At 41.3% G+C, this 25,691-nt stretch carries 21 protein-coding genes and 2 pseudogenes; 9 read left to right on the forward strand and 14 right to left on the reverse strand.

The genetic code is table 11. The features are described 5' to 3' along the window. The first annotated feature begins 54 nt into the window (after positions 1-54). The gene (locus JEU79_RS15445; RefSeq protein ID WP_198264824.1) at positions 55-795 is read left to right on the forward strand and encodes a UDP-2,3-diacylglucosamine diphosphatase; all 741 of its coding nucleotides are present in this window, start codon (positions 55-57) and stop codon (positions 793-795) included. Here JEU79_RS15445 and JEU79_RS15450 read toward each other — a convergent pair. From JEU79_RS15450 to JEU79_RS15470, 5 genes and pseudogenes are all read right to left on the reverse strand, one after another. After that, positions 792-1,796 carry a HupE/UreJ family protein gene (locus JEU79_RS15450; protein ID WP_198264825.1) on the reverse strand — a complete coding sequence of 335 codons (1,005 nt, stop codon included), beginning with the start codon at positions 1,794-1,796 and terminating at the stop codon, positions 792-794. The genes JEU79_RS15445 and JEU79_RS15450 overlap by 4 nt on opposite strands. Further along, entirely contained in the window at positions 1,793-2,647 is an 855-nt protein-coding gene (locus JEU79_RS15455; RefSeq protein ID WP_198264826.1) for a peptidyl-prolyl cis-trans isomerase, read from the reverse strand. Before JEU79_RS15455 ends, JEU79_RS15450 begins: the two co-directional genes overlap by 4 nt. Before the next feature lie 120 nt (positions 2,648-2,767). Next, a pseudogene (locus JEU79_RS15460) lies at positions 2,768-3,748 on the reverse strand (DUF3604 domain-containing protein); the annotation flags it as partial. Next, positions 3,748-4,694: pseudogene (locus tag JEU79_RS15465) on the reverse strand (IS1595 family transposase). The pseudogenes JEU79_RS15465 and JEU79_RS15460, both read right to left, overlap by 1 nt. Positions 4,695-4,747: 53 nt before the next feature. Then, positions 4,748-5,776 (reverse strand): DUF3604 domain-containing protein, encoded by a 1,029-nt coding sequence (locus tag JEU79_RS15470; protein WP_198264828.1) that lies wholly within the window; start codon positions 5,774-5,776, stop codon positions 4,748-4,750. 403 nt (positions 5,777-6,179) lie between these two features. Between JEU79_RS15470 and JEU79_RS15475 the strand changes: the two genes are divergently transcribed. Continuing rightward, on the forward strand, positions 6,180-7,106 hold the full coding sequence (locus JEU79_RS15475) for an MBL fold metallo-hydrolase (protein ID WP_198264829.1): 927 nt from the start codon (positions 6,180-6,182) through the stop codon (positions 7,104-7,106). A 148-nt stretch (positions 7,107-7,254) separates the two neighbouring features. On the opposite strand, the gene JEU79_RS15480 is transcribed toward JEU79_RS15475, so the two are convergent. The 9 genes from JEU79_RS15480 to acnB form a co-directional block, all read right to left on the reverse strand. After that, the gene (locus JEU79_RS15480) at positions 7,255-8,064 is read right to left on the reverse strand and encodes a hypothetical protein (RefSeq protein ID WP_198264830.1); all 810 of its coding nucleotides are present in this window, start codon (positions 8,062-8,064) and stop codon (positions 7,255-7,257) included. Between the two features lie 30 nt (positions 8,065-8,094). Next, the gene (locus tag JEU79_RS15485) at positions 8,095-9,162 is read right to left on the reverse strand and encodes a DUF1853 family protein (protein ID WP_214660595.1); all 1,068 of its coding nucleotides are present in this window, start codon (positions 9,160-9,162) and stop codon (positions 8,095-8,097) included. A gap of 59 nt (positions 9,163-9,221) precedes the next feature. After that, positions 9,222-10,427, reverse strand: a complete 1,206-nt coding sequence (locus tag JEU79_RS15490; RefSeq protein ID WP_198264832.1) for an O-succinylhomoserine sulfhydrylase — start codon at positions 10,425-10,427, stop codon at positions 9,222-9,224. Between the two features lie 120 nt (positions 10,428-10,547). Then, positions 10,548-11,507 (reverse strand): spermine/spermidine synthase domain-containing protein, encoded by a 960-nt coding sequence (locus JEU79_RS15495; protein ID WP_198264833.1) that lies wholly within the window; start codon positions 11,505-11,507, stop codon positions 10,548-10,550. Then, on the reverse strand, positions 11,507-11,884 hold the full coding sequence (locus tag JEU79_RS15500) for a hypothetical protein (protein WP_198264834.1): 378 nt from the start codon (positions 11,882-11,884) through the stop codon (positions 11,507-11,509). The genes JEU79_RS15495 and JEU79_RS15500 overlap by 1 nt, the downstream gene beginning before the upstream one ends. A gap of 99 nt (positions 11,885-11,983) precedes the next feature. Continuing rightward, positions 11,984-12,634: a hypothetical protein gene (locus tag JEU79_RS15505; RefSeq protein ID WP_198264835.1), complete on the reverse strand. Its 651-nt coding sequence runs from the start codon at positions 12,632-12,634 to the stop codon at positions 11,984-11,986. Positions 12,635-12,772: 138 nt separating this feature from the next. Next, the gene (locus JEU79_RS15510) at positions 12,773-14,395 is read right to left on the reverse strand and encodes an alkaline phosphatase family protein (RefSeq protein WP_198266034.1); all 1,623 of its coding nucleotides are present in this window, start codon (positions 14,393-14,395) and stop codon (positions 12,773-12,775) included. Between the two features lie 67 nt (positions 14,396-14,462). Next, positions 14,463-15,410, reverse strand: a complete 948-nt coding sequence (locus JEU79_RS15515) for an IS1595 family transposase (protein WP_198262526.1) — start codon at positions 15,408-15,410, stop codon at positions 14,463-14,465. Between the two features lie 298 nt (positions 15,411-15,708). Then, positions 15,709-18,243, reverse strand: a complete 2,535-nt coding sequence (gene acnB / locus JEU79_RS15520; RefSeq protein ID WP_198264836.1) for a bifunctional aconitate hydratase 2/2-methylisocitrate dehydratase — start codon at positions 18,241-18,243, stop codon at positions 15,709-15,711. Positions 18,244-18,525: 282 nt separating this feature from the next. On the opposite strand from acnB, the gene JEU79_RS15525 reads away from it, so the two are divergent. From JEU79_RS15525 to ppx, 7 genes are all read left to right on the forward strand, one after another. Further along, positions 18,526-19,437 (forward strand): ABC transporter ATP-binding protein, encoded by a 912-nt coding sequence (locus JEU79_RS15525; protein ID WP_198264837.1) that lies wholly within the window; start codon positions 18,526-18,528, stop codon positions 19,435-19,437. Then, positions 19,434-20,420 carry an ABC transporter permease gene (locus JEU79_RS15530; RefSeq protein ID WP_198264838.1) on the forward strand — a complete coding sequence of 329 codons (987 nt, stop codon included), beginning with the start codon at positions 19,434-19,436 and terminating at the stop codon, positions 20,418-20,420. The genes JEU79_RS15525 and JEU79_RS15530 overlap by 4 nt, the downstream gene beginning before the upstream one ends. Positions 20,421-20,535: 115 nt before the next feature. Then, entirely contained in the window at positions 20,536-21,903 is a 1,368-nt protein-coding gene (purB, locus tag JEU79_RS15535) for an adenylosuccinate lyase (protein ID WP_198264839.1), read from the forward strand. A 269-nt stretch (positions 21,904-22,172) separates the two neighbouring features. Then, complete coding sequence (locus JEU79_RS15540) at positions 22,173-22,634, forward strand: GNAT family N-acetyltransferase (RefSeq protein ID WP_198264840.1); 462 nt, start codon at positions 22,173-22,175, stop codon at positions 22,632-22,634. Between the two features lie 11 nt (positions 22,635-22,645). Then, positions 22,646-23,155 carry a DUF7931 domain-containing protein gene (locus tag JEU79_RS15545; RefSeq protein WP_198264841.1) on the forward strand — a complete coding sequence of 170 codons (510 nt, stop codon included), beginning with the start codon at positions 22,646-22,648 and terminating at the stop codon, positions 23,153-23,155. 50 nt (positions 23,156-23,205) lie between these two features. Further along, complete coding sequence (locus JEU79_RS15550; RefSeq protein WP_198264842.1) at positions 23,206-24,102, forward strand: hypothetical protein; 897 nt, start codon at positions 23,206-23,208, stop codon at positions 24,100-24,102. Between the two features lie 62 nt (positions 24,103-24,164). Beyond that, complete coding sequence (gene ppx, locus JEU79_RS15555; RefSeq protein WP_198264843.1) at positions 24,165-25,670, forward strand: exopolyphosphatase; 1,506 nt, start codon at positions 24,165-24,167, stop codon at positions 25,668-25,670. Positions 25,671-25,691 lie beyond the last annotated feature (21 nt).

Consider the following 25,691-nt stretch of genomic DNA (forward strand, 5'->3'; position numbering starts at 1 on the left):
TTTCGTGTCTCAGCAACATTTTGAGAATATGAAAAGTTTAAACAATAGTTAAGTATGAAAACACTCTTTATTTCCGACCTTCACCTCAATCCTAAACGACCTGATATTCAGGCCTGTTTTGATCAATTTATAAGCGCCTGTTTACAGCCAAAAAAAAATCAAACCATTGACTCACTCTATATTCTCGGTGATTTATTTGAATTTTGGATCGGCGACGATGCTTCCCTGCCCGTTTATGCACAGACTATCCAGCAACTCAGGCAACTAGTCGATAGCGGTATCCCGATATATGTTATGCATGGTAATCGAGATTTTCTTTTAGGGGCTGAATTTGAACAGGTCAGTGGCTGTCAATTAATTCCTGATCTTTATCACTTGCCTATTGCCAACACTGATAAAAACGACTCTGTATTACTTTCACATGGTGATATTTTCTGCACTGATGATAAAGACTATATGCAATTTCGCCAAATGGTACGTAATCCTGATTGGCAGAGGGATTTTTTAGCTCAAACTGTCGCCGAAAGATTAGCCATTGCCCAGTCTATGCGCGAACAAAGTAAACAACAAGGCAAACAAAAGAGCAGTGAAATTACTGATGTGAATCAGCAGACGGTAGAAAAAATAATGCTTGAACAACAGTGCATGACACTGATTCATGGCCATACTCATCGACCTGCAATACATGAATTTACGCTATCCAATCAGCAAGCAGTTGAACGAATACTTAAACGAATACTTAAACGAATAGTACTACCCGACTGGACACCCGATGCTAAAATCTTTGAGCTTTAAAAGGTACTCATACGTTCAAACAACCACAGTGATGATAAGCTACCAATTGCATAAATAGCAATATTTTCAGCTTGCTCAAGTCGTTTCACTTGGCTGATTTTTATCATCAATTGCCGCAATAACCAGCCCGACACTAACACCGCTGCAACAAAAATAAGTTGCCCTATTTCCACGCCAATATTAAAGAAGATCAGCGTCAAAGGAATGGCCTGCTCAGGCAAGCCAATTTCTGCCAATGCCCCGGCAAAACCAAAGCCATGCAACAAGCCGAATAAAAAAGCGATCATCCAAGGCCAGCGTTCCGCAGCACCTATTCGCCCCTGTTTACTATGCCTTAATTCCACAGCAAGAAATAAAATACTCAGAGCAATCACTGCTTCTACCGGTTGCTGAGGGACATGAACAAGTCCTAATGTTGCAGCACCTAAGGTAATGCTATGTGCCAGAGTAAATGATGTAATAGTCATCACTAAGCGGCGGGTATTATGTACGATCAGTAGGAGTGCAAAAACAAATAACAGGTGATCCAAGCCAAGTAAAATATGGCTAATGCCTAAACCCAAATAAGTAATTGCAATATCGGTATTGCTACTCTTTTCAGGGATACGATAGATCGGCTCTGAGGGTTTTAATAAGGCCGTTGAAACACTTGAATCTAACCATTTGATGCGCAGTAAAACATCGGTATTATTACGACTGATATTATTTATGCTCAAATCCCGTCCCACTAGACCTGTATCACAATGTATGTACCAGCGTTGCAATAATGTGCCATTCATAAACTGAGTATTAATTTCAGATTTATTTTCACAGGACTCGGGTAGTTTGGGTGACAAAACTTGCGTCTGGGCATTTTTTTGTGGGATTTTCCACAACACCAAGAACACCTGATTGCTTTCTTCATTCAGTTCCAAATAACCCGGACGTATTTCATCAGCATAGCTGGATTGCACGAGTAAAATAAGACTGAAGATGAATAATTTATAACACACTTTTTTCACTGCTTATCACTCTCGTTTAAATCAAGAATAATCTCATAGCGTTGTGATAAATTTTTATAAAACAATTTATTCGCTTTAGCTTGCTGATAGTCTTTCCAATCCCGCTGCAATTTATCACGAATCTCTACCAATGCAGGTAAACGAGGACTAACACGCTTATGCACAAAAACAAGATGTTCACCATATTCGGAACTGATAGGCCCTTGCCATTGCTGTAAGTCCAGCTTAAAAAGCGCTAGTGAAAATTCGTCACCAAATAACCTGCTTATTTCCACTTTTCTTTCATCTTGAAACTCATAGGGTAATAATGATCGATCGCCTAAATTAATGCTATCGACTATTTCCTTGTCCGTACGCAACTGCTGTAATATTGTTGTTGCTCGTTGTGTATTATTTTTTGACGGTGTTAGAAAAATTTGTTCAAAACTGATGCTGGCGGGAAGTATATAGTTATCTTTATGTGCCGTTAAGTAGGTATTTAATTCGACCTCTGTTGGCTCAGGAATAAAGCTTAAATCATTAAATAAATATTCCATTTTTCTTGCCAGACGACGACGTACGATCACATCATCCTTGTCCAAGCCTAATGCCATTGCTTCACGATAGAGTATTTTTTCTCGTATCAACTGGCTTAGTTGGTGTTCTCTTTCTTCGGCACTTGCAGGTCTTCCCCTGTTGCGTATCCAAGTGTTCGCTAATTGGTCTAAATCAGCCTGATGGATAATAATGACCTTCTCTGTTGTATCTTGCTGATCACTTATTTGATAAAAAAGTACAAAAAGTCCTGCGCCTATTACTAAAAAATGTAATAAAGGTTCATGTAATAAATAACTCAGTCGGGATTGTTTCATGCTTGGATTATATGGGAAAATGGAAGGAGAATGCAGATAAGTTTCTACATTATTATGTGTAATGATTTAAAAATGCTCGTAGGGTGGACATGGCTTTATCTACCCACCCTACGATGCCACCTAACCTTTCTTCGGTGTATACCAAATAGGCGAAGTATAAGCACGTTCAGTGGTTGTCATAGGGACATCTTTAGGCATTTGTATCTTATAATACTCAGCCTCATAAGCAGTCCAGCGAGGCGTTGGGATCTCAATCACACGCGCATAATAGAATGCACTCTGACTGGCATCAAAATCAGGGTCAGTCCAGACAGTGATCAATTCTGGTGCACCAATTGAGTTCATCCAAGTTGCATTAGCCACATCAACCGTGTTGCCAACAGAAGGTAATTTACCTTTAGCATCAATTTTACGTCCATCCGACCATACCACGTCATACACTTTTTCATGTAATTTGTTGTTGCTATCCAACCAGCCTTTGATCACTTGAATACGATCCAGATTACCACTCAAGGGATCTTTCATTGCGGCTAATAGGAAACTAGGTGCTTTTTTACCTTTTGGCACTGAGGGTAAATCACCACCCATAGGGACACCTTTAGCATAACCAAGTTTTGCCGGTAGGCGATTATTCGCATCAGCAGCAGCAAAATCCCAGCCGCCAAAGAAACGAACCGTCATGCGACTGCCTGTGGTGGCATAAGTTTCTTTACGTTGCATGGCATCAAAGATTGAAGCACGAGTATTCTCCTGTGCCCAAACTGCGGCATAGCCCGATGCGAGAGGGTAGTAGCCCTTGTATTCTAGATCGCCCATTTTAGCCATTGGATGCTTATAACGATCTTTATTAGGCTCACCACCGGAGTGCTTGCCAAAGAAGTTATCTTCCTGTGCTGTTGCCAGTCCAGTATGACTATCGGTTGAGCCTATCATGCCGAATTTATAAGGATTAGTACCGAGATTTTTCTCCATACGTAAGCCTAATTTCAAAGCAGAACGGGCATATTCATGCTTCAGCATTGCATTTTTCTTAATAGTGCTCAGATCTAGATTACCCTGATCCCAAGTACCATAATCGGCAAATTCATCATTTTTCTTGATTACCCATAAAGCTCCGCCATTTTTAGGAGCTTTCCATTCATAGGTGGCGTTTTCATCGCCACGCATAAAAACCTTGGCATCATGTCTTTTAAGTTAAAGCGTCTATTAAACCGATAACAAAATTCAGCAAGATACCGAGGTAAATGTTTTGAGTTAATGGAATGATAGCTTCCCTTCATAGAGTTTTTAATATTACCTATCATAGTGTTAACCCAGATAAACTCAATTTTATCAACACTTGCCGCACCACCACCCGTGACGATTGGAACATGCTTACAGTCAGCTTCTTTAACCGCAGGAAAACAATTTAACCCATCTGAGTAAACAGTACTTCCAGGTGTTAAATGAGTTTGTGCCCATCGTTTTATTTCACTGGATTTAAACCCTTTAAGCACATTTAAATTCATTGCAATCGGGTGTCCATCTTCATTAGTAGAAACGGCTGCAACGAACGGTGTTTTATTTTCTGAACCACGACCTCTGGAGCCGCCTCTGTGCTCACCACCCCAGTAGGCATCATCAATTTGAATGATGCCTGATAAAGGTTTACTGTCATCACGTTCTTTCATAACCTGCATGATCTTTTGTTTCATACTCCAGGCTGTATTGTAGCTTACCTTAAGCTGTCTCTTTAATTCTAATGCTGAAACCGCTGTCTTCAATTGAGTCATAAGATGAATCGCTAAAACCACTTAGATAAAGGCAGTTTGGTACTATCAAATATTGTCCCACAGGTTGCTGATGTCTGATGATGACAATGGTGGCACTGATAAAGATGGCGATGTTCTAGAGTGCAATAAGTCTTATTGCCACACTCTGGGCAAACAAATCCATCAGGAAATTTCCATTTAAATATAGCTTGTCGGCACTGTTTGTCAGTGCCATAATCATTAAAAAGCTCAAATAAACTATAACCTTCTTGAAACTGAATTTTATTTTTTGACATCATTCTACTCCACACATAATCTATACTTTAATTATAGTATAATTATAGTATAATTATAGTATAATTATAGTATAATTATCGAAATATGGCGGAGCTTTGTGGGTAATCAAGTCATTTTTTGACAAGAATGGATGGGCTTCACCATCACCTTTTATTTGAGTGGCTTCATAAAGACGCTCACGTTTAGCACGCATTTCTACGTATTTTTTACCAATCTTTTTACCAAAGGCTTTGGTCTCAGGAAACATGATGCCATTACTGAGATTACCATTATGTGCAATGGCTAATACCTGTCCCGCAGTCTTTGCTTCGTATTCATCCATCCAATTCCATAAATCAACCGGGTTAGTGCTACCCAATGGTGGTGTTGCGGTAAAGGGTTCCATGAGCTTAGCTCTATCAGCATTATCCCGATACATCACAACACGATGTAAGTTATTACCTTTAACCAGTGAGGTCCACTCATAGCCGATAAAAGCAGTAAATCGCCCCGGTTCATTGGCCTCTTCAGCTGCATCGATAATGCTATCCCAGGTGTTACGATAAACACTGGTACCAGGCAATGAAGCCAGTTCTTTAGGAAATTTATCCTGTGAGAATGCGGCAATGAGTTCACCGGCGGCCTTAACCCCCTCTTGGCCCCCCTTGTTTACCATAGCATTCCAGCGACGGCCTTTTTCACTGGCCATGACATAGGGTGCGCCAGCTTGTAGATCAGGAAAGAAGCCCATATTATCAGAGTGATCAGCAACAACTAAAAAATCCAACGGACGCGATAAACGTACTGGCTGGCCAGTTGAGGAAATGACTTCTTTACCCTTGGCAAAACGATAGGCATCCGGTGGTAATAAATTCGCACCAAAGGCACCTGCATCAAATGAAATTGCTGTATGTAAGTGAGTATCACCCCATAGCGGCCGATCAGGGAAATTACGCTGTGCATAGGGGGAGTATGGTACTTTCTTTTCTGTGGCGTGCAGAGATGCTTCGTCATCAGTGACAATCCCTCCACCAGAGGCGATTGCTATCTGGCTAATAGCCATATTTAAACAAGCTATAGAGGCCAGTCGTGTTAATTTCATTATTAGTTTCCTTTCGCTTTTTTTTCCTGCTGAATATGCCGTTATTTTTTAACATAAAATGGTAAAAAAATCTCTGCACAAAATTCATTTAGGGAATTTTGACCTAAAAGAACATAAAATGAGCTAAATAAACCTATTTTTAATATTTATGGTTTTAACCTAAAAAAATCAGTTGAATCTACTGCGACCGCCTTATGCACTGAATCTTAAGGATTTTCCAGAACATTTTGACTTCACCCGTAGGGTGACTACGAATAAAGCCAAAATAACCTGTAAAACCCTTAATCTTCAGCACCTAAGTCGCTCTCGCTACGATTCAACTGATTATTTTAGGTTTAATGATGACAAAAGCAAACATTTTAGGTAGTTTATACTTCCACCCACACAAATTAAGGAAAATAGTATGACTTTTAAAAAATCAGGCTTGCTGGCAACCCTGTATTTGACTTGCCTATTGTTAGCTTTAGCTCTCACCTCCAGTCCATCTATGGCCGAAAAACATCATTCTGATAGTCCAGATTTTAAAACCATCAAAGTCAGTGATAAAATCTGGATGTTACAAGGGAAAGGCGGAAATATTGCTTTATTAGCGGGCCAACAAGGTTTGTTAATGGTTGACGATGATTATAAGGTCATGTCCAAAGCGTTGATAAAAGAACTGCAACAATTTGGTGGTTTGAATAAGCTCACCTATATTATCAACACCCATTGGCATGGTGATCATACCGAGGGTAATTTGGCTTTGGGCACTGAGGCGCATATTGTCGCCCATAATAATGTAAGAACACGCTTACTGACCGCTCAGGAAATTAAGCTGTTTAAAATGAAATCAGCACCCTATCCTGAATCTGCCTTACCCGATGTCACTTATACTTCAGCCATGACCTTGCACATCAATAAGGAAGTGGTCAATATTGTTCACTATGCCAATGGTCATACCGATGGTGATTCCATTGTGTTCTTTAAAAAAGCCAATGTCGTACACATGGGCGATCACCATTTCTCTGGATTTTTTCCCTTTGTTGACATCGACCACGGTGGCAATGTCCTGCACATGGCAGAAAATGTTAAACAGGTGCTGACTTTGATTGATGATAAAACTCAGGTTATCCCCGGTCATGGCCCCCTATCGAAAAAAACCGATTTGCAGGACTTTTATGAGATGCTGATTGGCACTTCTGCTGAGGTAAAAGCCATGATGGATTCCGGGCTTTCACTCACGCAGATACAGGAGAAAGGTTTATCGTCTCAATGGCAAGCCTGGACCGATGGATTTTTATCGACTGAGGTTTGGATCAGTATTGTTTATAATAGTTTGTTGACGTCTTGATCTTTTTGGAGTGAGGGATAAGAACGTAGGGTGGGCACGCTTTTTGTGCCCACGCTGAAAGTGTAAATATTAGGATGATCAGCGTGGGCAGATAAAGCCATGCCCACCCTACGTTTTGCATATAAAGAATCCTCTTTACGGATAGATACTAATTAATAGGCACAATCGCATAATCAGGCAATACAAAAAGTGCTGTCGAGACTTTTTCCTGACTAAAATTAACTAAGTTTCTTGCCTGTTTAATGCCTTTTTTGACTTTAGTAGAACCTTCTTCAGCTTGCTCATGCACTTGAAAAATCATAGGGAAGCCGTTTTTTAAATGGCTTTTAGGATTAAAGGTATGAATGGTTAAATCACAGGCTTCATGCAAATCACTGGGGATATAAGGTAGGGTTTCAGCCTGTTGGCCTGCTAAGACTTGATAAAAATCACCCATGGCAGTCACAACATCCGGCATGAGGCCGGGCACACTGACTAAGTTATAACACAATTTTTCATTAACATAGAGTTGGTAGCTTTGTGCTTTTTTCCCTGCCACCAAGGGTGCTTGTTCATCCACGGGTAATTGCACTAAATTGAGTTTTAAGTCTATGGGTGATGGCATTGTCACCGCCACTGATTTAATTTTGATGATCTGCTTCTCATCTGAACTCACACTATAAATCGCCTTTTCCTGACGGTCATAAAGTATATAGCCGGTATCAGCTTCTTCATCTTCACTCGCTTGATTCAAGTTGTCATCAATACGCAGAAATTTATCCGTAATGGTCATTGTAACCGGATTTTTTCCGGTCAATGGTTCATAATCTGAAAAGTGGATAATGGTTGCAGCAATGTTTTCTTTGTCTGTTAGACTATTTTTTTCGTTATCTGCATAACTCAGCAAAGGCACTGACAAACACACAATTAAACTCGCACTGATGGTCTTTATTTTTTTTCTATATGTGCTATTGATCATTGATTTTAATTAACTCCTAAATTTTTTTGTTTACAATTTTTTATTTTCATTAAGATCTTGGGTTCTTTGACCGGCCTTCTCAAACATAGTTTCAATTGAACGCTCAAAAACGGGCCAATATTTATCAACAACCATCACCCGTTGTTGTTCCAGCCATAATTGTGATACTTCATCAAAATCCAGACGAGCAATCAGAATGCTCCGTCGCGTATTGTGAAAATGAGCCTTTAATTTATAGGCCATTTCTTTGGCTGTGAATAATTTATCTTCGAGCTCTGGATAGGATGGTGCATAAACCTGGGGTTCAAGCCAGGACAGTTTCTCTAAGATCACCCAACGCCCTATCTCACCGGGATCAGCTAAATACCAATTTTGAATTGTTCCCCAACTACCGGCATAAAATTCTGGATTAAGGAGGTCTTTTTCATTGTCATTTAAACTTCCCTCTTCGGTCACCGGTAGAAAAATCATGCCCTTAATTAAGCCCTGATGTTGGCAAGAAACCTGTTCAATATCAAGCTCAAAGTGCTCTACTAATTTGTTTTTTCCATCCTGAGTCTCAGACAAGGGCAATTGTTTTTTAAACAGGTGTTCAAGCTTACGCTGATACCAATCGCCACCATTAGGCCCAATCAGACGTTCAAAACCAAACGCATTGGCTTTGAGCAGATAAAATTTAACCGCCAGTTCCAGGTGATGCAGTTGCGAGTCCTTCTCCTGATAGACAAGATCCATTTCACCCAGGGTTTTGCTAAAAGGGCCTTGACCTAATTGGGTTTGTACTTGCAGGTGAGTGGCGTATGACTGACAGTCATGCTGTTTTTTTAATAGCTCAAAAATAAACGCCCAATAGGCTTCAAAACGAATACCTAAGCGCCATGATTTATAATTTTCCAACCAGTGTTTTAATTCACTTGGATCATCATTTAATTGTGCTAAGGCAGGTTGAATTTGTTCATAGACTGATTGACACCATTGTTGCGTGGCACAAGTAGGATAAACACCGGACTCATTGACTAGTCCGGGGCTTAGTAATGACCACACTAAAGCGCGCACTTGGGGGTCGCTATATTGACTGTATAGAAGAATATCTTTCATTTACAAGAGGTTATTTACAGAGGTCATAATGCTTCTGCTAAATTTTGCTTTGCCTACCATTAAAGCGTAGCAAGACCGCGTTGCAAATCATTTTGAATATCTTCTATCGTTTCCAAGCCCACAGCAATGCGCAATAAACCGTCACTGATACCGGCTTTTTCACGATCTTCCACCGGCACTCGACCATGGGTCGTTGTAGCAGGATGGGTAATGGTTGATTTCACATCGCCCAAATTAGCCGTAATTGACAATAAGCGGGTGTGATCCACCACTTGCCAGGCTTTTTCACGACTCTTATTTTTCAACTCAAAAGATAATAAACCACCAAATGCTGATTGTTGCGATGCCGCTAATTGATGGCCGGGATGATCTGCAAGGCCGGGATAATGCACTTTGCCAATTGCAGGGTGTTGATCTAACCACTGAGCTAATTGCATAGCATTATCACAATGTGCCTTCATTCTCAGGTTTAAAGTTTCCAGCCCTTTAAGAAAGATCCAGGCATTAAAGGGACTCATGGTCGGGCCAGTGGTTCTTAACACGCCATAGACTTCACCACCCACCAGATCATTTGAACCTAAAACTGCACCACCAATGCCCCGCCCCTGACCATCAATGTATTTTGTTGCCGAGTGGATGACTACATCTGCGCCCATTGCCAGCGGTTTTTGCAGGGCAGGCGTACAGAGGCAATTGTCTACGACCAAGAGACAATCATGCTGATGTGCCAGATCAGCTAATTGCTGTATATCGGCAATTTCCACCAATGGATTTGACGGTGTTTCTAAAAACAAGATCCGGGTATTGTCCTGAATTGCCGCTTCCCAGGCACTTAGATCGGTTAAATCAACATAGCTAGTCTGCACACCAAAACGTGCCATGTAGTTATTGAATAGCACCACGGTAGAACCAAAAATAGACCGTGAGGAGACGATATGATCACCCGTTTTCAACAAGCCCAAACAGGTACTCATAATCGCAGCCATACCCGAAGCCGTGGCCACACAGCGCTCAGCACCTTCAAGTGCAGCTAAACGCTGTTCAAAGGTTCTAACTGTCGGGTTAGTAAAACGAGAGTAGATATTGCCCGGCTCATCACCGGAAAATCGTGCGGCAGCCTGTGCAGCAGAGTTGTAGACATAGCTTGATGTGGGAAATATGGCCTCATCATGCTCTGCTTCGTGAGTTCGTTGGTAGCCTGCTCTGATAGCTAGAGTATCAAAGCCAAGTTCTGCTTCAAAGGCAGAAAGATCGTCGCCATTCATGTGTTTTTCTCGTGTCGTCTGTGGTCTTAATGGTTAGCAATTGCCTAGCATAATTCATTTATTAAAAATTGGCTAGAGTCTTAGCGATAGCATCATAAATCACTCAGCAAATACAGGAATTTATTTGGCACCAATGATAGTGAGACTCGCCACAAATTGCTCAAATTCAATGGCATATTTTTCTTGGCATTCACTGGCTCTTTGCTGCAATTCAATCATGTCGATAGATTGTGGCGATTTGAATGCCAGCACAATGATATTTTGGTCATTTTTTAATGATAAACAAAGGCTGGTAGCGGTGAAACTTTGTCTCAATGCTAACATGATGGGTAAAAAATCTTGTTCTTGCTGGATCAATAAATTAAAAACCAACACTCCCTCAGCACTTAATGCCTGATGACATTGTGTAAGAAAGTCAGACTTTGATAAGAATTCAGGTAGAGATTGACCATCATGTAAGTCAATTAGAATGACATCTTGATTTTTTAGCGGCGTATTTTCCAAAAAAGACGCGGCATCACAATTATGAATATTAATTTGAGGCACTTCAGGCAATTCGAAATACTGCTTGGCAATGGCGATGATACGCTCATTAATATCCACTGCCTGTATTGCTAACTGTGGAAACCAGTGGTGTAAAAAGTGGATGATACTCCCGCCTCCCAGACCAAAGAGTAATAATGATTTTGGCTGTGATTTAAACAGCAGAAAGCTCATCATGGCACGGGAATATTGTTTGAGTAATTGATGTTTTTGCGCCAAATCTAATTGACTTTGTATGGCGATATCATCATGAAGGTATAAAGAACGAATACTGTCACTCTGCCAAACTTCAACCTTAGCCCAGTGGGTTTCTTCAGCAATGAGTAAATTTTTCTTGGGCTTAACACTCACAATTTTGCTTAATGTCGTCTGCCATTGAGGGTTTGCTTGTTCCTTGTCGATACGAACACATTGCCCCACTTCATTTTCATACCAACCGGTAAAGTGTTGTAAGGGTTCGACTTCATAAGCCCACCAAGTGCCATCAGCATCCTGTGCCCGCCAATGTGCCCAATCAGGGAGATTATGGCGAAGCATTATTTAAGTCTCTGGCAGATGAAGCCACCCTGAAATAAAGCATCCAATGTAAACTGATGTTCGCATTCCGCCTCTTCCCAAGTACAGGTCCATTGGCGTCGTTGATCATATTGACCACCGGTGATTTTGGTTTCAAAGAGGATGGGTTTATCATCAAGATTACTAAACAGGGAGTGGTCAACACCTAAAAAAACAGTGCTGACATTAATAATACAATTGGGATCGGAAATTTTAAATAAGAAGCGATTTTCATCACTCATGGGGATATCAGTGGATTGCACTAATCGATCAGACTTAGCATACCAAAATTTCCATTTTTCTAAATCTGATTCTTCGATAGGCGTTTTATTGATCAACGTATAGCGTTTAGTTTTCATGGTGCAAATTGTATTTTTCAGTTTGAATCGGCAATTAATTTAGTTCATGATTGACCATTTTATCACCTAAATCAATCATTATTTATCGCCTATACAGTCTTAATGATGCTTATTTCCCAAACTTGCCCAAATAGGATCGGCTTCATTGTCACCTAAGTCAGCAAAATCCATTGTAAGAAAATGTTCAATTTCAGCTCTTTTCCAAGGGGATTTTTCTTGTGGATAAATGGCTAATAAATGCACGCTATATGTCATATTAGATTTAATTTGTCGAATCATAGCGGGTAATTGCAAATCATCAATCCAGATCACGGTTAAGTCAACACCCTGTATCTGCCCTGAATATTGACTTGCCTCATAGCCTAACACTTTCAGACTGGCAGTTTTAGTTAATTGATTTAATAATTCAGGTGAAATTAAATGTTGTACTCGATCCCAGTTCGGCACCTGCCCTAAAGATCGTAAGTCTCCAGCGTTATATTCAATAATACGTTGTTGCTCTAAAAAAACATGACTGAAGGAAATGTCTTGAGCATTTTTTTCCCAGATTTCGATTTCATTTTTGTGCATATTTTTGGCTTCTTGATAGCTTTTTTCAACTCGATTTTTCGAACGCCAAAATTGCCATTGTTGTTTGTTTAGTTGTGGCTGTAATGCAATTTTAATTTGTCGTGTTTCATATAATGCAACAATTGGCTTGTCTGCATCTACACCGTTAAAAGCCGCTGCATTAGCCGTTGCTATTGTCATGATGAAGCATAAAGAAATAAATATCATTTTGTATCGTAACCTATTAATTTTTCTTAATTAATGATCGTTAATCGAATGTAGTGGTAGCATATTATTGCTAAGAGCATGGCATCACGCCTATGCTCCCAGAGTATTTCCTTAATCCTCTCTTTCACGCCACTCATTACGCACCATGCGTCGTTCTTTGTCATGCCCATGCTCAGCACGCTTTTCTATACGCGAGGCTGTATTCATCACGTGATAAATAACATTTTGCTCCTGTACGCCGTGAAACAGATAAGCGCCCGGTCCTTGAGAATAAATAGCCACATCTTCTGCGGAATGCGTTTCAGAACTTAAAGGTACTAAAGCTTCTTGGTGAAAGCCTTGATCCTGAGTATCAACAAAACTTAAATCAACGGTTCTTCCGGTATTAATTGCTTCTGCATAATGGGTATCACCACCTGTACCTAACATTGCAAAACCACGACCATTGGCATAGCTGACGGTTGTATAGGGCATGTTATCTTTAGCCAGGGAAATTTCAGCGGGGTTGCCGGAACTATCATTACCCAGCACATTACCTAAAATGGGATTACCACGGGTAGGATAACCTGCAATAGTGAAAGCATGACTATGATCAGCGGTCACAATTATCAATGTATCGCGTGGGTCAGTGTTTTCCATAGCTGCTTTAATCGCATTAGAAAAAGCAATGGTATCATCCAAGGCGCGAAAAGCATTACCAGCATGATGTCCATGATCGATACGTCCACTTTCGACCATCAAAAAATAACCTTTACGATTATTATCAAGAATATTAATTGCTTTTGTGGTCATTTCTGCAATAGAAGGTTCACCGGCATTATCATTGGGCAGGTCATAATTGTATTGCATATGTGAGCGGTTAAATAAGCCTAATAAGTGATCGATGTTTTCAGTGTCAATGGCATCAAACTGATCTTTATTCCAGACAAATGCTGCATTATCATATTGTGCGACCCATTCTTCTGTTAAATTACGACCGTCTTCACGTTCGCCGGTCTTGCCCGCATCTTCAAGATCATCACGATTACGAGGCCAGAAGCTACGGCGACCACCACCCATGGCGACTTCAATACCATCACCATAAGGAAATTCAATTAATTGACGGGCTATATCCTTACAACCATTCTCTTTTGCTTCTAGTGGCAAGTCTCGATCATCTTCCCAATTACGTTCAGGTGTATGGGCATAAGTTGCTGCAGGTGTTGCATGGGTTAATCGAGCAGTTGTTACAACTCCCGTAGACATACCGGCTTGTTCTGCTTGTTCAAGGAAGGTTTTTAAATGGGCATTTTGGGACGAGGCACAATCACCTCGGGTCACGCTTTGATCGACACTGATGACTCCTGCCTTACTTTTAATACCTGACATCATGGCAGTCATAGTACCCGCTGAATCAGGGGTTTGTTGATTGGTATTATAGGTTTTAGAAAGTGCCAGATAAGGCATTTTTTCGAAGCTCAGTAAATTTTCTTCGCCGCTTTCACCCCGCAATTGTCCTTCTAAAATGCGTGCAGCGGTGACGGTTGAAATTCCCATTCCATCGCCCACAAATAAAATAACATTTTTTGCCCGGTGTTTATTCGCTCTTAATTGCTGAGCATCTTCTATGCTTGATGCACCCGCTTCATACCAAAGTTGTGCGCTTTCGTTAGCATTAACATTAGAAAAATCATTAGCCAATACTGTTAGCGGTAATACTGTCGATAATACGAGAGAGAGTCCTTTACCTGTCATGTTCATTGATACATCCTCATAATTTGAACCATTGTTGATAGTCAAATATTAGCAAGGAAATACTTGATTACCCATAAAGCTCCGCCATTTTTAGGAGCTTTCCATTCATAGGTGGCGTTTTCATCGCCACGCATAAAAACCTTGGCATCATGTCTTTTAAGTTAAAGCGTCTATTAAACCGATAACAAAATTCAGCAAGATACCGAGGTAAATGTTTTGAGTTAATGGAATGATAGCTTCCCTTCATAGAGTTTTTAATATTACCTATCATAGTGTTAACCCAGATAAACTCAATTTTATCAACACTTGCCGCACCACCACCCGTGACGATTGGAACATGCTTACAGTCAGCTTCTTTAACCGCAGGAAAACAATTTAACCCATCTGAGTAAACAGTACTTCCAGGTGTTAAATGAGTTTGTGCCCATCGTTTTATTTCACTGGATTTAAACCCTTTAAGCACATTTAAATTCATTGCAATCGGGTGTCCATCTTCATTAGTAGAAACGGCTGCAACGAACGGTGTTTTATTTTCTGAACCACGACCTCTGGAGCCGCCTCTGTGCTCACCACCCCAGTAGGCATCATCAATTTGAATGATGCCTGATAAAGGTTTACTGTCATCACGTTCTTTCATAACCTGCATGATCTTTTGTTTCATACTCCAGGCTGTATTGTAGCTTACCTTAAGCTGTCTCTTTAATTCTAATGCTGAAACCGCTGTCTTCAATTGAGTCATAAGATGAATCGCTAAAAACCACTTAGATAAAGGCAGTTTGGTACTATCAAATATTGTCCCACAGGTTGCTGATGTCTGATGATGACAATGGTGGCACTGATAAAGATGGCGATGTTCTAGAGTGCAATAAGTCTTATTGCCACACTCTGGGCAAACAAATCCATCAGGAAATTTCCATTTAAATAAGGCTTGTCGGCACTGTTTGTCAGTGCCATAATCATTAAAAAGCTCAAATAAACTATAACCTTCTTGAAACTGAATTTTATTTTTTGACATCATTCTACTCCACACATAATCTATACTTTAATTATAGTATAATTATAGTATAATTATAGTATAATTATAGTATAATTATCGAAATATGGCGGAGCTTTGTGGGTAATCAAGAGGAAATATGACAATGATATTATGCTTTTATGAACAAAACATGTCACTTAATACTGGTGCGCTTCGCTCCTCAGCAACAGCCTACTTTGTCTACAAATGATGTAAGAACGTCTACAAATGATGCCAGAACAGTAGGATGCTGCTGAGGAACGAAGCGTATCACAAAGAGTACAAACGATACTGTTAACTATAAGTACTCAGACATTTCATTAAAGTTCAGATACTGATAGATTTCACCATCACTCGCTAAGGCTTTAACTGCGTCCTGATATTCAGCAACTGAGGGCATTCTGCCCATGGTTGAAACAACCGCAGACAGTTCCGCAGAAGCAAGAAAGACCTTAGCATCTTTACCTAAGCGATTGGGGAAGTTTCGAGTTGACGTGGAAACCACATTTGACTCATCCGCGACCCGTGCCTGATTACCCATACATAAGGAACAACCCGGCATTTCAGTTCTTGCACCTGCACGGCCAAAGATACTGAATACACCTTCATTGATCAGTTGTTTTTCATCCATCTTAGTCGGTGGTGCAATCCATAAACGGGTTGGAATCGCTCCCCCGCCATTATTCAGATGAGCTGCAAGCACTTTAGAGGTCGCACGATAGTGGCCAATATTGGTCATACAAGAACCAATAAAGACTTCCTGAATTTCCTGTCCGGCTAAGTCAGACAGTAACTTGACATCATCTGGATCATTCGGGCAAGCCAGAATGGGTTCTTTAATGGTATCTAAGTCAATTTCAATGATATCAGCATATTCTGCATCGTCATCCGGCCCTAATAATTGTGGGTTTTCCAACCAGGTTTGCATGCCATCAATACGACGTTGCAAGGTCTTAGCATCCTGATAACCTTCACGGATCATCCAGCTTAATAAGGCGATGTTTGATTTTAGATATTCAATCACCGGCTCTTTGTTCAAATGCACCGTACAACCATTGGCTGAACGCTCTGCTGAGGAATCAGCTAATTCAAATGCCTGTTCAACTTTCAGATCGGGTAGGCCTTCGATTTCAAGAATACGGCCATTAAATACATTGATCTTATTGGCTTTATCAACGGTGAGTTTACCATCCTGAATCGCTTGCCAGGGAATGGCGTTCACTAAGTCACGCAGGGTAATACCCGGCTGTAAAGCCCCTTTAAAGCGAACTAATACTGACTCAGACATATCCAAAGGCATCACGCCCATTGCTGAAGCAAAGGCCACAAGACCAGAACCGGCTGGGAATGAAATACCTAGAGGAAAACGGGTATGGGAATCACCACCCGTACCGACTTGATCAGGCAATAACATCCGGTTTAACCAGGAGTGAATAATGCCATCACCCGGACGCAGTGAAACACCACCACGCTGGGTAATAAAGTCCGGTAGACTGCCTTGTAGTTTAATATCAACAGGCTTGGGATAAGCTGCTGTGTGACAAAAACTTTGCATGACTAAGTCAGAAGCAAAACCCATACAGGCCAGTTCTTTCAGCTCATCACGGGTCATTGCACCGGTCGTGTCTTGTGAGCCAACGGTGGAAATTCTAGGTTCACAATAAGTACCGGGACGGACACCATCAACACCACAGGCTTTACCGACAATTTTTTGTGCCAAGGTAAAACCTTTGCCAGTATCTGCGGCTGTAAGTGGACGAGTAAAAATATCCGTTGGCTCTAAGCCCAAAGCTTCACGGGTTTTATCCGTCAGGCCACGACCAATAATCAGCGGAATACGACCACCGGCTTGCACTTCGTTTGGCAAGGTATTAGGGCTGAGGTCAAAGGTGCTGATCACATTGCCCTGCTGGTCAATAATTTCACCGGCATAAGGCTTAATGGTGATCACATCACCGGTATTTATTTTTGACACATCACATTCAATCGGTAATGCACCTGAATCTTCTGCGGTGTTAAAGAAAATTGGCGCTATTTTGCCACCTAATACCACCCCCCCCTGACGCTTATTAGGCACATAATCAATATCATCGCCCATGTGCCATAACACTGAGTTAATCGCTGATTTTCTTGATGAACCCGTACCCACTACATCACCGACATAGGCAATTGCATAGCCTTTTTTCTTCAATTTTGCAATCGTAGTCAAAGCATCTGGCATTTTGGTCACTAGCATGGATTTAGCATGTAGGGGAATATCAGGACGCGACCAGGCTTCTGTGGCTGGAGACAGGTCATCGGTATTAGTTTCACCATCGATTTTTAACACTGTCACGGTGATGCTATCGGCTAATTTAGCTCGACTGGTAAACCACTCACCAGCTGACCAGGCATCGACAATTTGTTTGGCATAGGGGTTTGTTTTGGCTTTTTCCATAATGCTATGCCAGGCATCAGCAATTAATAAGGCGCGGGATAAGGCCGTTACAACGATAGGCGCTAGTTGTTCATTGTCCAATAAATCAACCAAGGGCTGAATATTATAACCACCACCCATGGTACCAAGAATTTCAGTGGCTTTTTCAGGACTGACGAGAGGAGAACTTTGTTTACCTGTGACAATATCATTAAGGAACTCAGCTTTTACTTTAGCCGCATCGTCAACACCGGGGGGAATACGATTAATGAACAAGTCCATTAAAAAGTCTTCTTCACCTGCCGGTACTTGCACTAATAATTCAATTAATTGTGCGGTTTGTTGTGTATCCAGAGCCAATGGTGGCAAGTCCTGCTCAGCGCGCTCGGTCACATGTTGTCTGTATTCTGTTAACATAAAATCTCTCTAACTACTCTCTAACTGATTAAGCCTGACACGATTTATTCCCCTGAGGGAGGGCAAAAGAGTCAGACCGACTAAAAATATTTTACCGTCAATTATAGCCTAAAATGGGCTTATTACCCATTATCTTTACAACAGCAAATAGAAAATAGCTCAAAATGGGGTTTTAGAAACGGAGGCTTTGCTACTTGAGTTGGTCTTTCTTTACAAAGATAACGGGTATATCAGCATCAACCACTATATAATATCTGCAATTTCATTGATCACCCTGCAGCCATGACCGCCATACTTGAAGTATATTCTCTGAGCAAAAGTTATCAGAAAACCACTGTGGTGGATAATATCGCCTTTAAAATCAAGCAAGGTCAGTGTTTTGGTATGCTGGGACCTAATGGCGCGGGCAAAACCACCACGATGGAGATGATGGAAGGTATTTGTGAGCCCTCTTCCGGGCAAATTTTATATAAGGGCGAGCCCATCGGGCAGTTATTTCGCTCCCAATGCGGCATTCAATTTCAAAATACCTCTCTACAAGACTTTCTGACCGTCAGAGAGACCCTTAAACTCTTTGCCGGGCTCTATCCACACAGCTCAGACATTGATGATCTAATTGCACGTTGTCATTTGACTGAATTTCTTGATAGTGACAATCGCAAGCTATCCGGTGGACAACGCCAACGTATGTTGCTGGCCATTGCCCTGATCAATGATCCAGAAATCGTTTTTCTCGATGAACCGACTACCGGCCTCGATCCCCAGGCACGGCATAATTTCTGGGATCTGATCAAAAATGTGCTCAGCCGTGGGACGACAGTTATTCTTTCTACCCATTATATGGATGAGGCGGCTGAACTCTGCGACGAAATCATTATTATGGATCATGGCCATATTATCGCTCAGGGTTCACCCACTGAGCTATTACAGCAACACTTTAGTGAACGGCTGGTGCGAATTCCTCAAAGCTACTTATCCTCTGAACATTTAGCCGAATTGACCGCTAAGCATCCCGATTTAATCCACCATGCTCAGCTACAAGGTGATGACTGGACTGAAATACCCACCAGTGATGTGAATCAGACCATGAAATACTTATTAGATGAAGGCATTGACCTGAGCTTTGTGCAAATTCGTCAACGAAACCTGGAAGATCTCTTCTTGCAACTGACCGGGAGAGATTTACGCTTATGAAACGCTTTCTGGCTATTTTTCATGCCCGTAATATTGAGTTTATGCGTGATCGGGCAGCGCTGGCATGGGGACTTATTTTTCCTACCGCTCTCATGTTCGGCTTTGCCTTCTTGTTTTCAAGTGGCGATCAGACACTTTATAAAGTGGGTGTTGCAGGCAATATCGAACACCCTTTTATGCACACTCAGTACATTAATTTTATTCCGGTGAAAAATCTGGAAACAGCCATTACAAAAGTAGAGCGGCATCAATTAGACTTATTAATTGCCCCGGAACAATCACGCTATTGGGTTAATGCCAGCTCACCTGCCGGATATATTAGCGAGCAATTACTCAAAGTCAGTGGTGGTGAAACACTGCAACGCAGTCCTGTCAGCGGCAAAGAAGTTCGCTATATTGATTGGCTATTACCCGGTGTATTGGGCATGAATATGATGTTCAGTGCGCTATTCGGCATTGGTTTTGTGATTGTCCGTTATCGCAAAAACGGGGTGCTAAAACGTTTGCGGGGCACGCCCTTATCTGCCACTGAGTTTTTACTGGCGCAAATTTTCTCGCGGCTATTATTGATTATTTTTGTCACCACCATCGTTTATATCGGCTGTGATCTTATCTTAGATTTCACCATGCACGGCTCTTATTTTAATTTATTTCTAGTCTTTAGCTTAGGTTCACTGGCTATGATTGCCTTCGGTTTACTCATTGCTTCGCGGCTAAAAAGTGACGAAGTCGCCGCCGGTATTACCAACGCCATATCTATTCCCATGATGCTCTTATCCGGAGTATGGTTTTCATTGGAAGGCTCGCCATCCTGGGTCACATTTGTTTCGGATTTATTGCCTTTGACCCATGTCGTCGATGCCTCCCGCGCCATCATGCTGGATGGCGCGGGACTATTGGATATTAGTCAGCATATTATTGCTCTGGCGGTCATGCTGGTGGTTTTTCTACTACTTGGTGTGAAGCTTTTTCGCTGGGAATAATTCACTCACAATAATTTGAAGAACCATAAATTGCTATTTCAGTGCTGTAATTTCAGTTATAATAGCGCCCAAATTCAACACATCTTATAGTTAAAAGCAGGCGAGGTCCTTGAGAATGGATTTAAATAGTTTAAGCGCAGTATCACCCATTGATGGTCGTTATGGCAGTAAAACAGCCAATTTACGCCCCCTTTTCAGTGAATTTGGCTTAATTCGTCATCGTGTTCTAGTCGAAGTCCGTTGGTTACAAATGCTGGCCAACAATGCTGATATCAAGGAAGTCCCTACGCTTTCAGAGCCTGCCAGCAGTTTGCTTGACAGCATCGTGGATAATTTTTCTACCGAGGATGCCGAAGCGGTTAAAACCATTGAGCGTACCACCAACCATGATGTGAAAGCGGTGGAATATTTTCTCAAAGACAAAATCAAAGACAATGATGAGCTGATGGCCATCAATGAGTTCATTCATTTTGCCTGTACCTCAGAAGACATTAATAATTTATCCCATGCCCTGATGCTCAATAGCGCTCGCAGTGATGTCATATTACCGCAATTGCGTGAAATCATTGATGCCATTACTGGATTAGCCCATGACTTGGCAGACACACCAATGCTTTGTCGTACCCATGGACAACCTGCCTCACCTTCAACCATGGGCAAGGAAATGGCTAATACGGCCTATCGCCTAGAACGTCAGTTCAAGCAATTAAAAGCCGTGCCGGTGATGGGAAAAATCAATGGCGCAGTGGGTAACTATAATGCTCACTATAGTGCTTATCCTGAATTAGATTGGGCTGACATTGCCAAGACGTTTGTTGAAAGTCTGGGCATAGATTTTAATCCTTATACTATTCAAATTGAGCCACATGATTATATTGCTGAATATTTCGATGCACTGGCACGTTTTAATACCATTTTAATTGATTTTGATCGGGACATCTGGAGCTATATTTCGCTGGGTTATTTCAAGCAAAAAACCATTGCTGGTGAAGTGGGTTCATCTACCATGCCACACAAGGTTAACCCTATTGACTTTGAAAACTCCGAAGGCAACCTCGGTATTGCCAATGCCTTAATGAATCATTTAAGCAGCAAACTGCCTATTTCTCGCTGGCAGCGTGACCTAACAGACTCCACCGTATTAAGAAACCTAGGTGTGGGTATTGCTCATGCTATGATTGCTTATTCATCAACCATGCGTGGCATCAGTAAGTTACAAATTAATAAGAATGCCCTGGCAGCTGATTTAGATAACACCTGGGAAATTCTTGCTGAACCCATTCAAACCGTCATGCGTCGTTATGGCATTGAACAGCCTTATGAGAAGTTAAAAGAACTCACTCGTGGGCAAACTATTACTGCTGAAACGCTAAAAGCCTTTGTGGATACTTTAGACATGCCCGAAGCCGCGAAAAAAGAACTGCAATCACTGACACCGGCGACTTACATTGGTAATGCAGTTGCTCAAGCGAAGAACGTTTAGCACAAAGACGAAACGGAACAGATCAAGTAAGCCAATTTATCGTTACATTGGTAGGACTATGGTGATTGCTAGGATGTGGTGAGGAACGAACCGCATCAAAAACCTCTATTGAAAGCCATTGATGCGGTTCGTTCCTCACCACATCCTACATCTGAAGCCTAAAGTAGGTTTGAACTGTCCCAAAAAGACTAGCAATAATAGAATGAACACTATCCCTTCTATTATTGCTAACCAGTATTTTTTAATCAACATAGCAATTGAGACTTCTTATGACAAGCAGTCAATTACAGCCGCCAATTTCTATCACCCCAGTCAACTGGCAAAGCCATCAAGAACAATTACAACACATTCGTGAAACCGTGTTTATTCAAGAGCAGAAAGTCCCCGTCAAATTAGAGTGGGATGGTTTGGATGAACAAGCCCTGCATATTATTGCCATTGAAGAGAATAATCAACAGGCCATTGGCAGCGCTCGAATTTTGTTCACTGACTCCCATGCTCACATAGGTCGAATGGCGGTATTATCCGACTGGCGTGGACAAGGTATCGGTAGTCAAATATTGCAATGCTGTATCGAGCAATGCAGAAAAAAGCAGGTACAAAAAATCATTTTAAATGCGCAAGTCTATGTCATGGAATTTTATACCCAAGCCGATTTTAAAATCACTAGTGATGAATTTTTAGATGCCGGTATTGCGCATCGGGAAATGACACTGGCATTAAATATCTAAGGATAACAAAGATGGATCTCAGCAATTATATTTTAGGTGAAACAAATGAATTGATTGATGTGCAACTCAGGGATGAACTGCAACAATTAATCCTCGGCATGAGCCAACAGGCCAAGCATCGAATTCTTATCTTCAGTCATGCCCTGGATCAGCATTTATTTGATAACGATGCACTCTATGAGGCGATTAAAACACTCGCTATTGCTAGTCAGCGTACCTATATTAATATCCTTGTTCAGGATGCTCGTCCAATGACTCAACGAAGTCATCGACTATTAACACTGGCACAACGCCTCAGCAGCCACATCAAGCTAAAAATTACCGCCAAAGAACATAAAGATCGCTTAGACAATTTTATTATCATTGATGATCAAGCTTATATTGTGCAAAACAATCCGGAGCGTTATGAAGCCTATGGTAATTTTTATGAACCACTCAAAGCACGCTATCTGGAAGAGCAATTTACTGAACTCTGGGAGCGCGGTGTGATCGACAGCTCATTACGCCGTTTAAGTCTGTAATTTTTGTGCTAAAATGAAGCACAGGTAAAGAAGCGATTAAAGGTATTAAAATGATCAAAATCAAATTAAAGTGGTTCACTATCACGACACAAACTTTAATTTTAATTTCGTCGCTACTCCTAATCACAGCCCCATCATGGGCTGAATCTAATTTTAGAACCTTTCAGACTCAACAACATGCCCAAGGCCTAATCGACACCATTGCGCCCTTATATGGCAATCAAGCACGCTTTAGTGCTAAAAATAATACTTTAATCGTCAAAGCACCCGTTGCCATTTTAAATGAAATTGAACAACTGCTCAAAGAATTAGACAGGCCATCACGCAATCTATTAATTGAAGTCGCTAGTTCATTGGATGGTGGTGGCAACTATCAACAAGACAGTATCGAAGGGCGTATAAAAATCGGTAATAATACCGTTATTAAAAACCGGGCTCCAGCCCATGAGCAACCCAATGCTTCTATTCGTTATACTAAAGATGGTTCGGTCATAAAAACCACTCATACTCGCCGTAGTAATACCCGAAATAATCCCAACAATTTTAAAGTCCGCACGACAGAAGGTCGTTGGGCATTTATACAAACAGGTCAGCAAGTGCCCTATTACAATCGCTCACCCTATCCTTATGGCTCTGGTTATGGCTATGGACAAAACTCAGTGCAATTTGCGGATGTCACTTCGGGCTTTGAAGTTTTTCCCCTACTCAACGGCGAACAAGTGACTTTAAAAGTTCGTCCTAAAAATCGCTCCATGAACCGTGAATACCCCGGTCGTATTGATACCCGCTCAATGGAAACCATTGTTTCTGGCCGATTGTGCGAATGGATTTATTTAGGCGGTGCCAGTAATCAAATTAATGAGCAGAGTAGTGGGACATTACATTCCACCAAACGCTATTCAAATCAGGACGCTAATTACCGTATTAGAGTCAATCTTATTAACTAAATGGGGACTTAGCCCCCCTAGCTCAGAGCACTAACAACTTGATAGACAACAATCCCTCTGAAGTGCAAAAAGAAATTTTTGCCGCCATCGATTTAGGCTCCAATAGCTTTCATTTAATTGTTGCCGAATTAAAAAATGATCAACTGCTTATTATTGATCGTATGAAAGAAATGGTCAGACTCGCTTCTGGTTTAAATGATAAAGGCAAGCTTTCTAAAGAAGCACAACAAATAGGCTTGGACTGTCTGGCCCGTTTTGGCCAACGCTTAAAAAATATTCCACCACAAAATATCCGTATCGTCGGCACCAACACCTTGCGTAAAGCAAAAAATGGTGCAAAATTTATTGCGCAGGCAGAAAAATACCTTAATCATTCCATCGAAGTTGTCGCCGGACGAGAAGAAGCACGACTCATTTATTTAGGCGTTGCCCATAGTCAATCAGACAATAGTGAAAACCGTTTAGTCATTGATATTGGTGGTGGTAGTACAGAATTTATTATTGGTCAGGGCTTTAGTCCCAGCTATACCGAAAGTTTACACATGGGCTGTGTCAGTATGACCATCAAAGCTTTTGCCGATGGCAAACTCAGTGAGAATAATTTTAAAATTGCCGAACTTTATGCTCGTCTGGAATTACAAACCATAAAAAACACCTATCGCAATGTCGGCTGGACTTATGCAACTGGTGCATCCGGTACCATTAAAGCCATTGGCAAAGTCCTCCGCGCCCATCATGACAGCAAAGAAACCACCGAAGCCTATCCAGGAATTACCACCAAGGGTTTAAAATGGCTGATTAAAGAAATGATCGGCCAGGAGTCTATCGACTCATTGGAAATCGAAGGACTTAACATTGAACGACAGGCTATTTTCTGTGGTGGTGTCGCGGTACTCTACGCAGCCTTTAAAGTATTAAAAATCACTGCCATGAATGTGTCTGATAGTGCCTTGCGTGAAGGTGTAATCTACGACCTGCAAGGACGTTTAAGCCACGAAGATGTACGTCAACGCACCATCAATCATTTACTCAAACAATACCATGTGGATACTCGACAGGCTTTAGAAGTCAAAAACACGCTAAATCATTTATACCAGCAAGTTCAGGAACAATGGGGCATACAACAATTTTCCAGTGAACAAACCTTAAAATGGATTGCCAGCCTACATGAAGTCGGCCTATCCATTGCCCACAACCAATACCATAAGCATGGTGCTTATATTATTGAAAATTCAGATCTACCCGGTTTCTCTCGCCAGGAACAACACCGTCTAGCCTTACTCATTCGTGCCCAGCGCAGAAAATTTCCTAAACAGGATTTTAAAACACTGACGAAGGGCTGCAAGCAATCCGTCACTTATTTGGCCATACTCTTACGCTTGAGTATTTTATTACACCGGGATCGCAGTGAAAATGCCTTACCAGAAATAAAAGCAATCGCCACAGAACAAGCAATCACTTTATATTTTCCTAATGACTTTTTTGAACTGCATCCTTTAACATTGGTCGATTTACAACAAGAAGCAGATTATCTTAAAACCATTAAGTTTTCCTTGGCACTCGATTAAATTTTTTTAAAAATACCATAG

Origin of the sequence: sulfur-oxidizing endosymbiont of Gigantopelta aegis, assembly GCF_016097415.1 — a bacterium.
Classification (GTDB): Bacteria; Pseudomonadota; Gammaproteobacteria; order GRL18; family GRL18; genus GRL18.

Coding starts and splice junctions, on each gene's coding strand:
- JEU79_RS15445 (WP_198264824.1), top strand. CDS start 55: ATGAAAACACTCTTTATTTCCGACCTTCACCTCAATCCTAAACGACCT.
- JEU79_RS15455 (WP_198264826.1), bottom strand. CDS start 2,647: ATGAAACAATCCCGACTGAGTTATTTATTACATGAACCTTTATTACAT.
- JEU79_RS15470 (WP_198264828.1), bottom strand. CDS start 5,776: ATGAAATTAACACGACTGGCCTCTATAGCTTGTTTAAATATGGCTATT.
- JEU79_RS15475 (WP_198264829.1), top strand. CDS start 6,180: ATGACTTTTAAAAAATCAGGCTTGCTGGCAACCCTGTATTTGACTTGC.
- JEU79_RS15480 (WP_198264830.1), bottom strand. CDS start 8,064: ATGATCAATAGCACATATAGAAAAAAAATAAAGACCATCAGTGCGAGT.
- JEU79_RS15485 (WP_214660595.1), bottom strand. CDS start 9,162: ATGAAAGATATTCTTCTATACAGTCAATATAGCGACCCCCAAGTGCGC.
- JEU79_RS15490 (WP_198264832.1), bottom strand. CDS start 10,427: ATGAATGGCGACGATCTTTCTGCCTTTGAAGCAGAACTTGGCTTTGAT.
- JEU79_RS15495 (WP_198264833.1), bottom strand. CDS start 11,507: ATGCTTCGCCATAATCTCCCTGATTGGGCACATTGGCGGGCACAGGAT.
- JEU79_RS15500 (WP_198264834.1), bottom strand. CDS start 11,884: ATGAAAACTAAACGCTATACGTTGATCAATAAAACGCCTATCGAAGAA.
- JEU79_RS15505 (WP_198264835.1), bottom strand. CDS start 12,634: ATGACAATAGCAACGGCTAATGCAGCGGCTTTTAACGGTGTAGATGCA.
- JEU79_RS15510 (WP_198266034.1), bottom strand. CDS start 14,395: ATGACAGGTAAAGGACTCTCTCTCGTATTATCGACAGTATTACCGCTA.
- JEU79_RS15515 (WP_198262526.1), bottom strand. CDS start 15,410: ATGTCAAAAAATAAAATTCAGTTTCAAGAAGGTTATAGTTTATTTGAG.
- acnB (WP_198264836.1), bottom strand. CDS start 18,243: ATGTTAACAGAATACAGACAACATGTGACCGAGCGCGCTGAGCAGGAC.
- JEU79_RS15525 (WP_198264837.1), top strand. CDS start 18,526: ATGACCGCCATACTTGAAGTATATTCTCTGAGCAAAAGTTATCAGAAA.
- JEU79_RS15530 (WP_198264838.1), top strand. CDS start 19,434: ATGAAACGCTTTCTGGCTATTTTTCATGCCCGTAATATTGAGTTTATG.
- purB (WP_198264839.1), top strand. CDS start 20,536: ATGGATTTAAATAGTTTAAGCGCAGTATCACCCATTGATGGTCGTTAT.
- JEU79_RS15540 (WP_198264840.1), top strand. CDS start 22,173: ATGACAAGCAGTCAATTACAGCCGCCAATTTCTATCACCCCAGTCAAC.
- JEU79_RS15545 (WP_198264841.1), top strand. CDS start 22,646: ATGGATCTCAGCAATTATATTTTAGGTGAAACAAATGAATTGATTGAT.
- JEU79_RS15550 (WP_198264842.1), top strand. CDS start 23,206: ATGATCAAAATCAAATTAAAGTGGTTCACTATCACGACACAAACTTTA.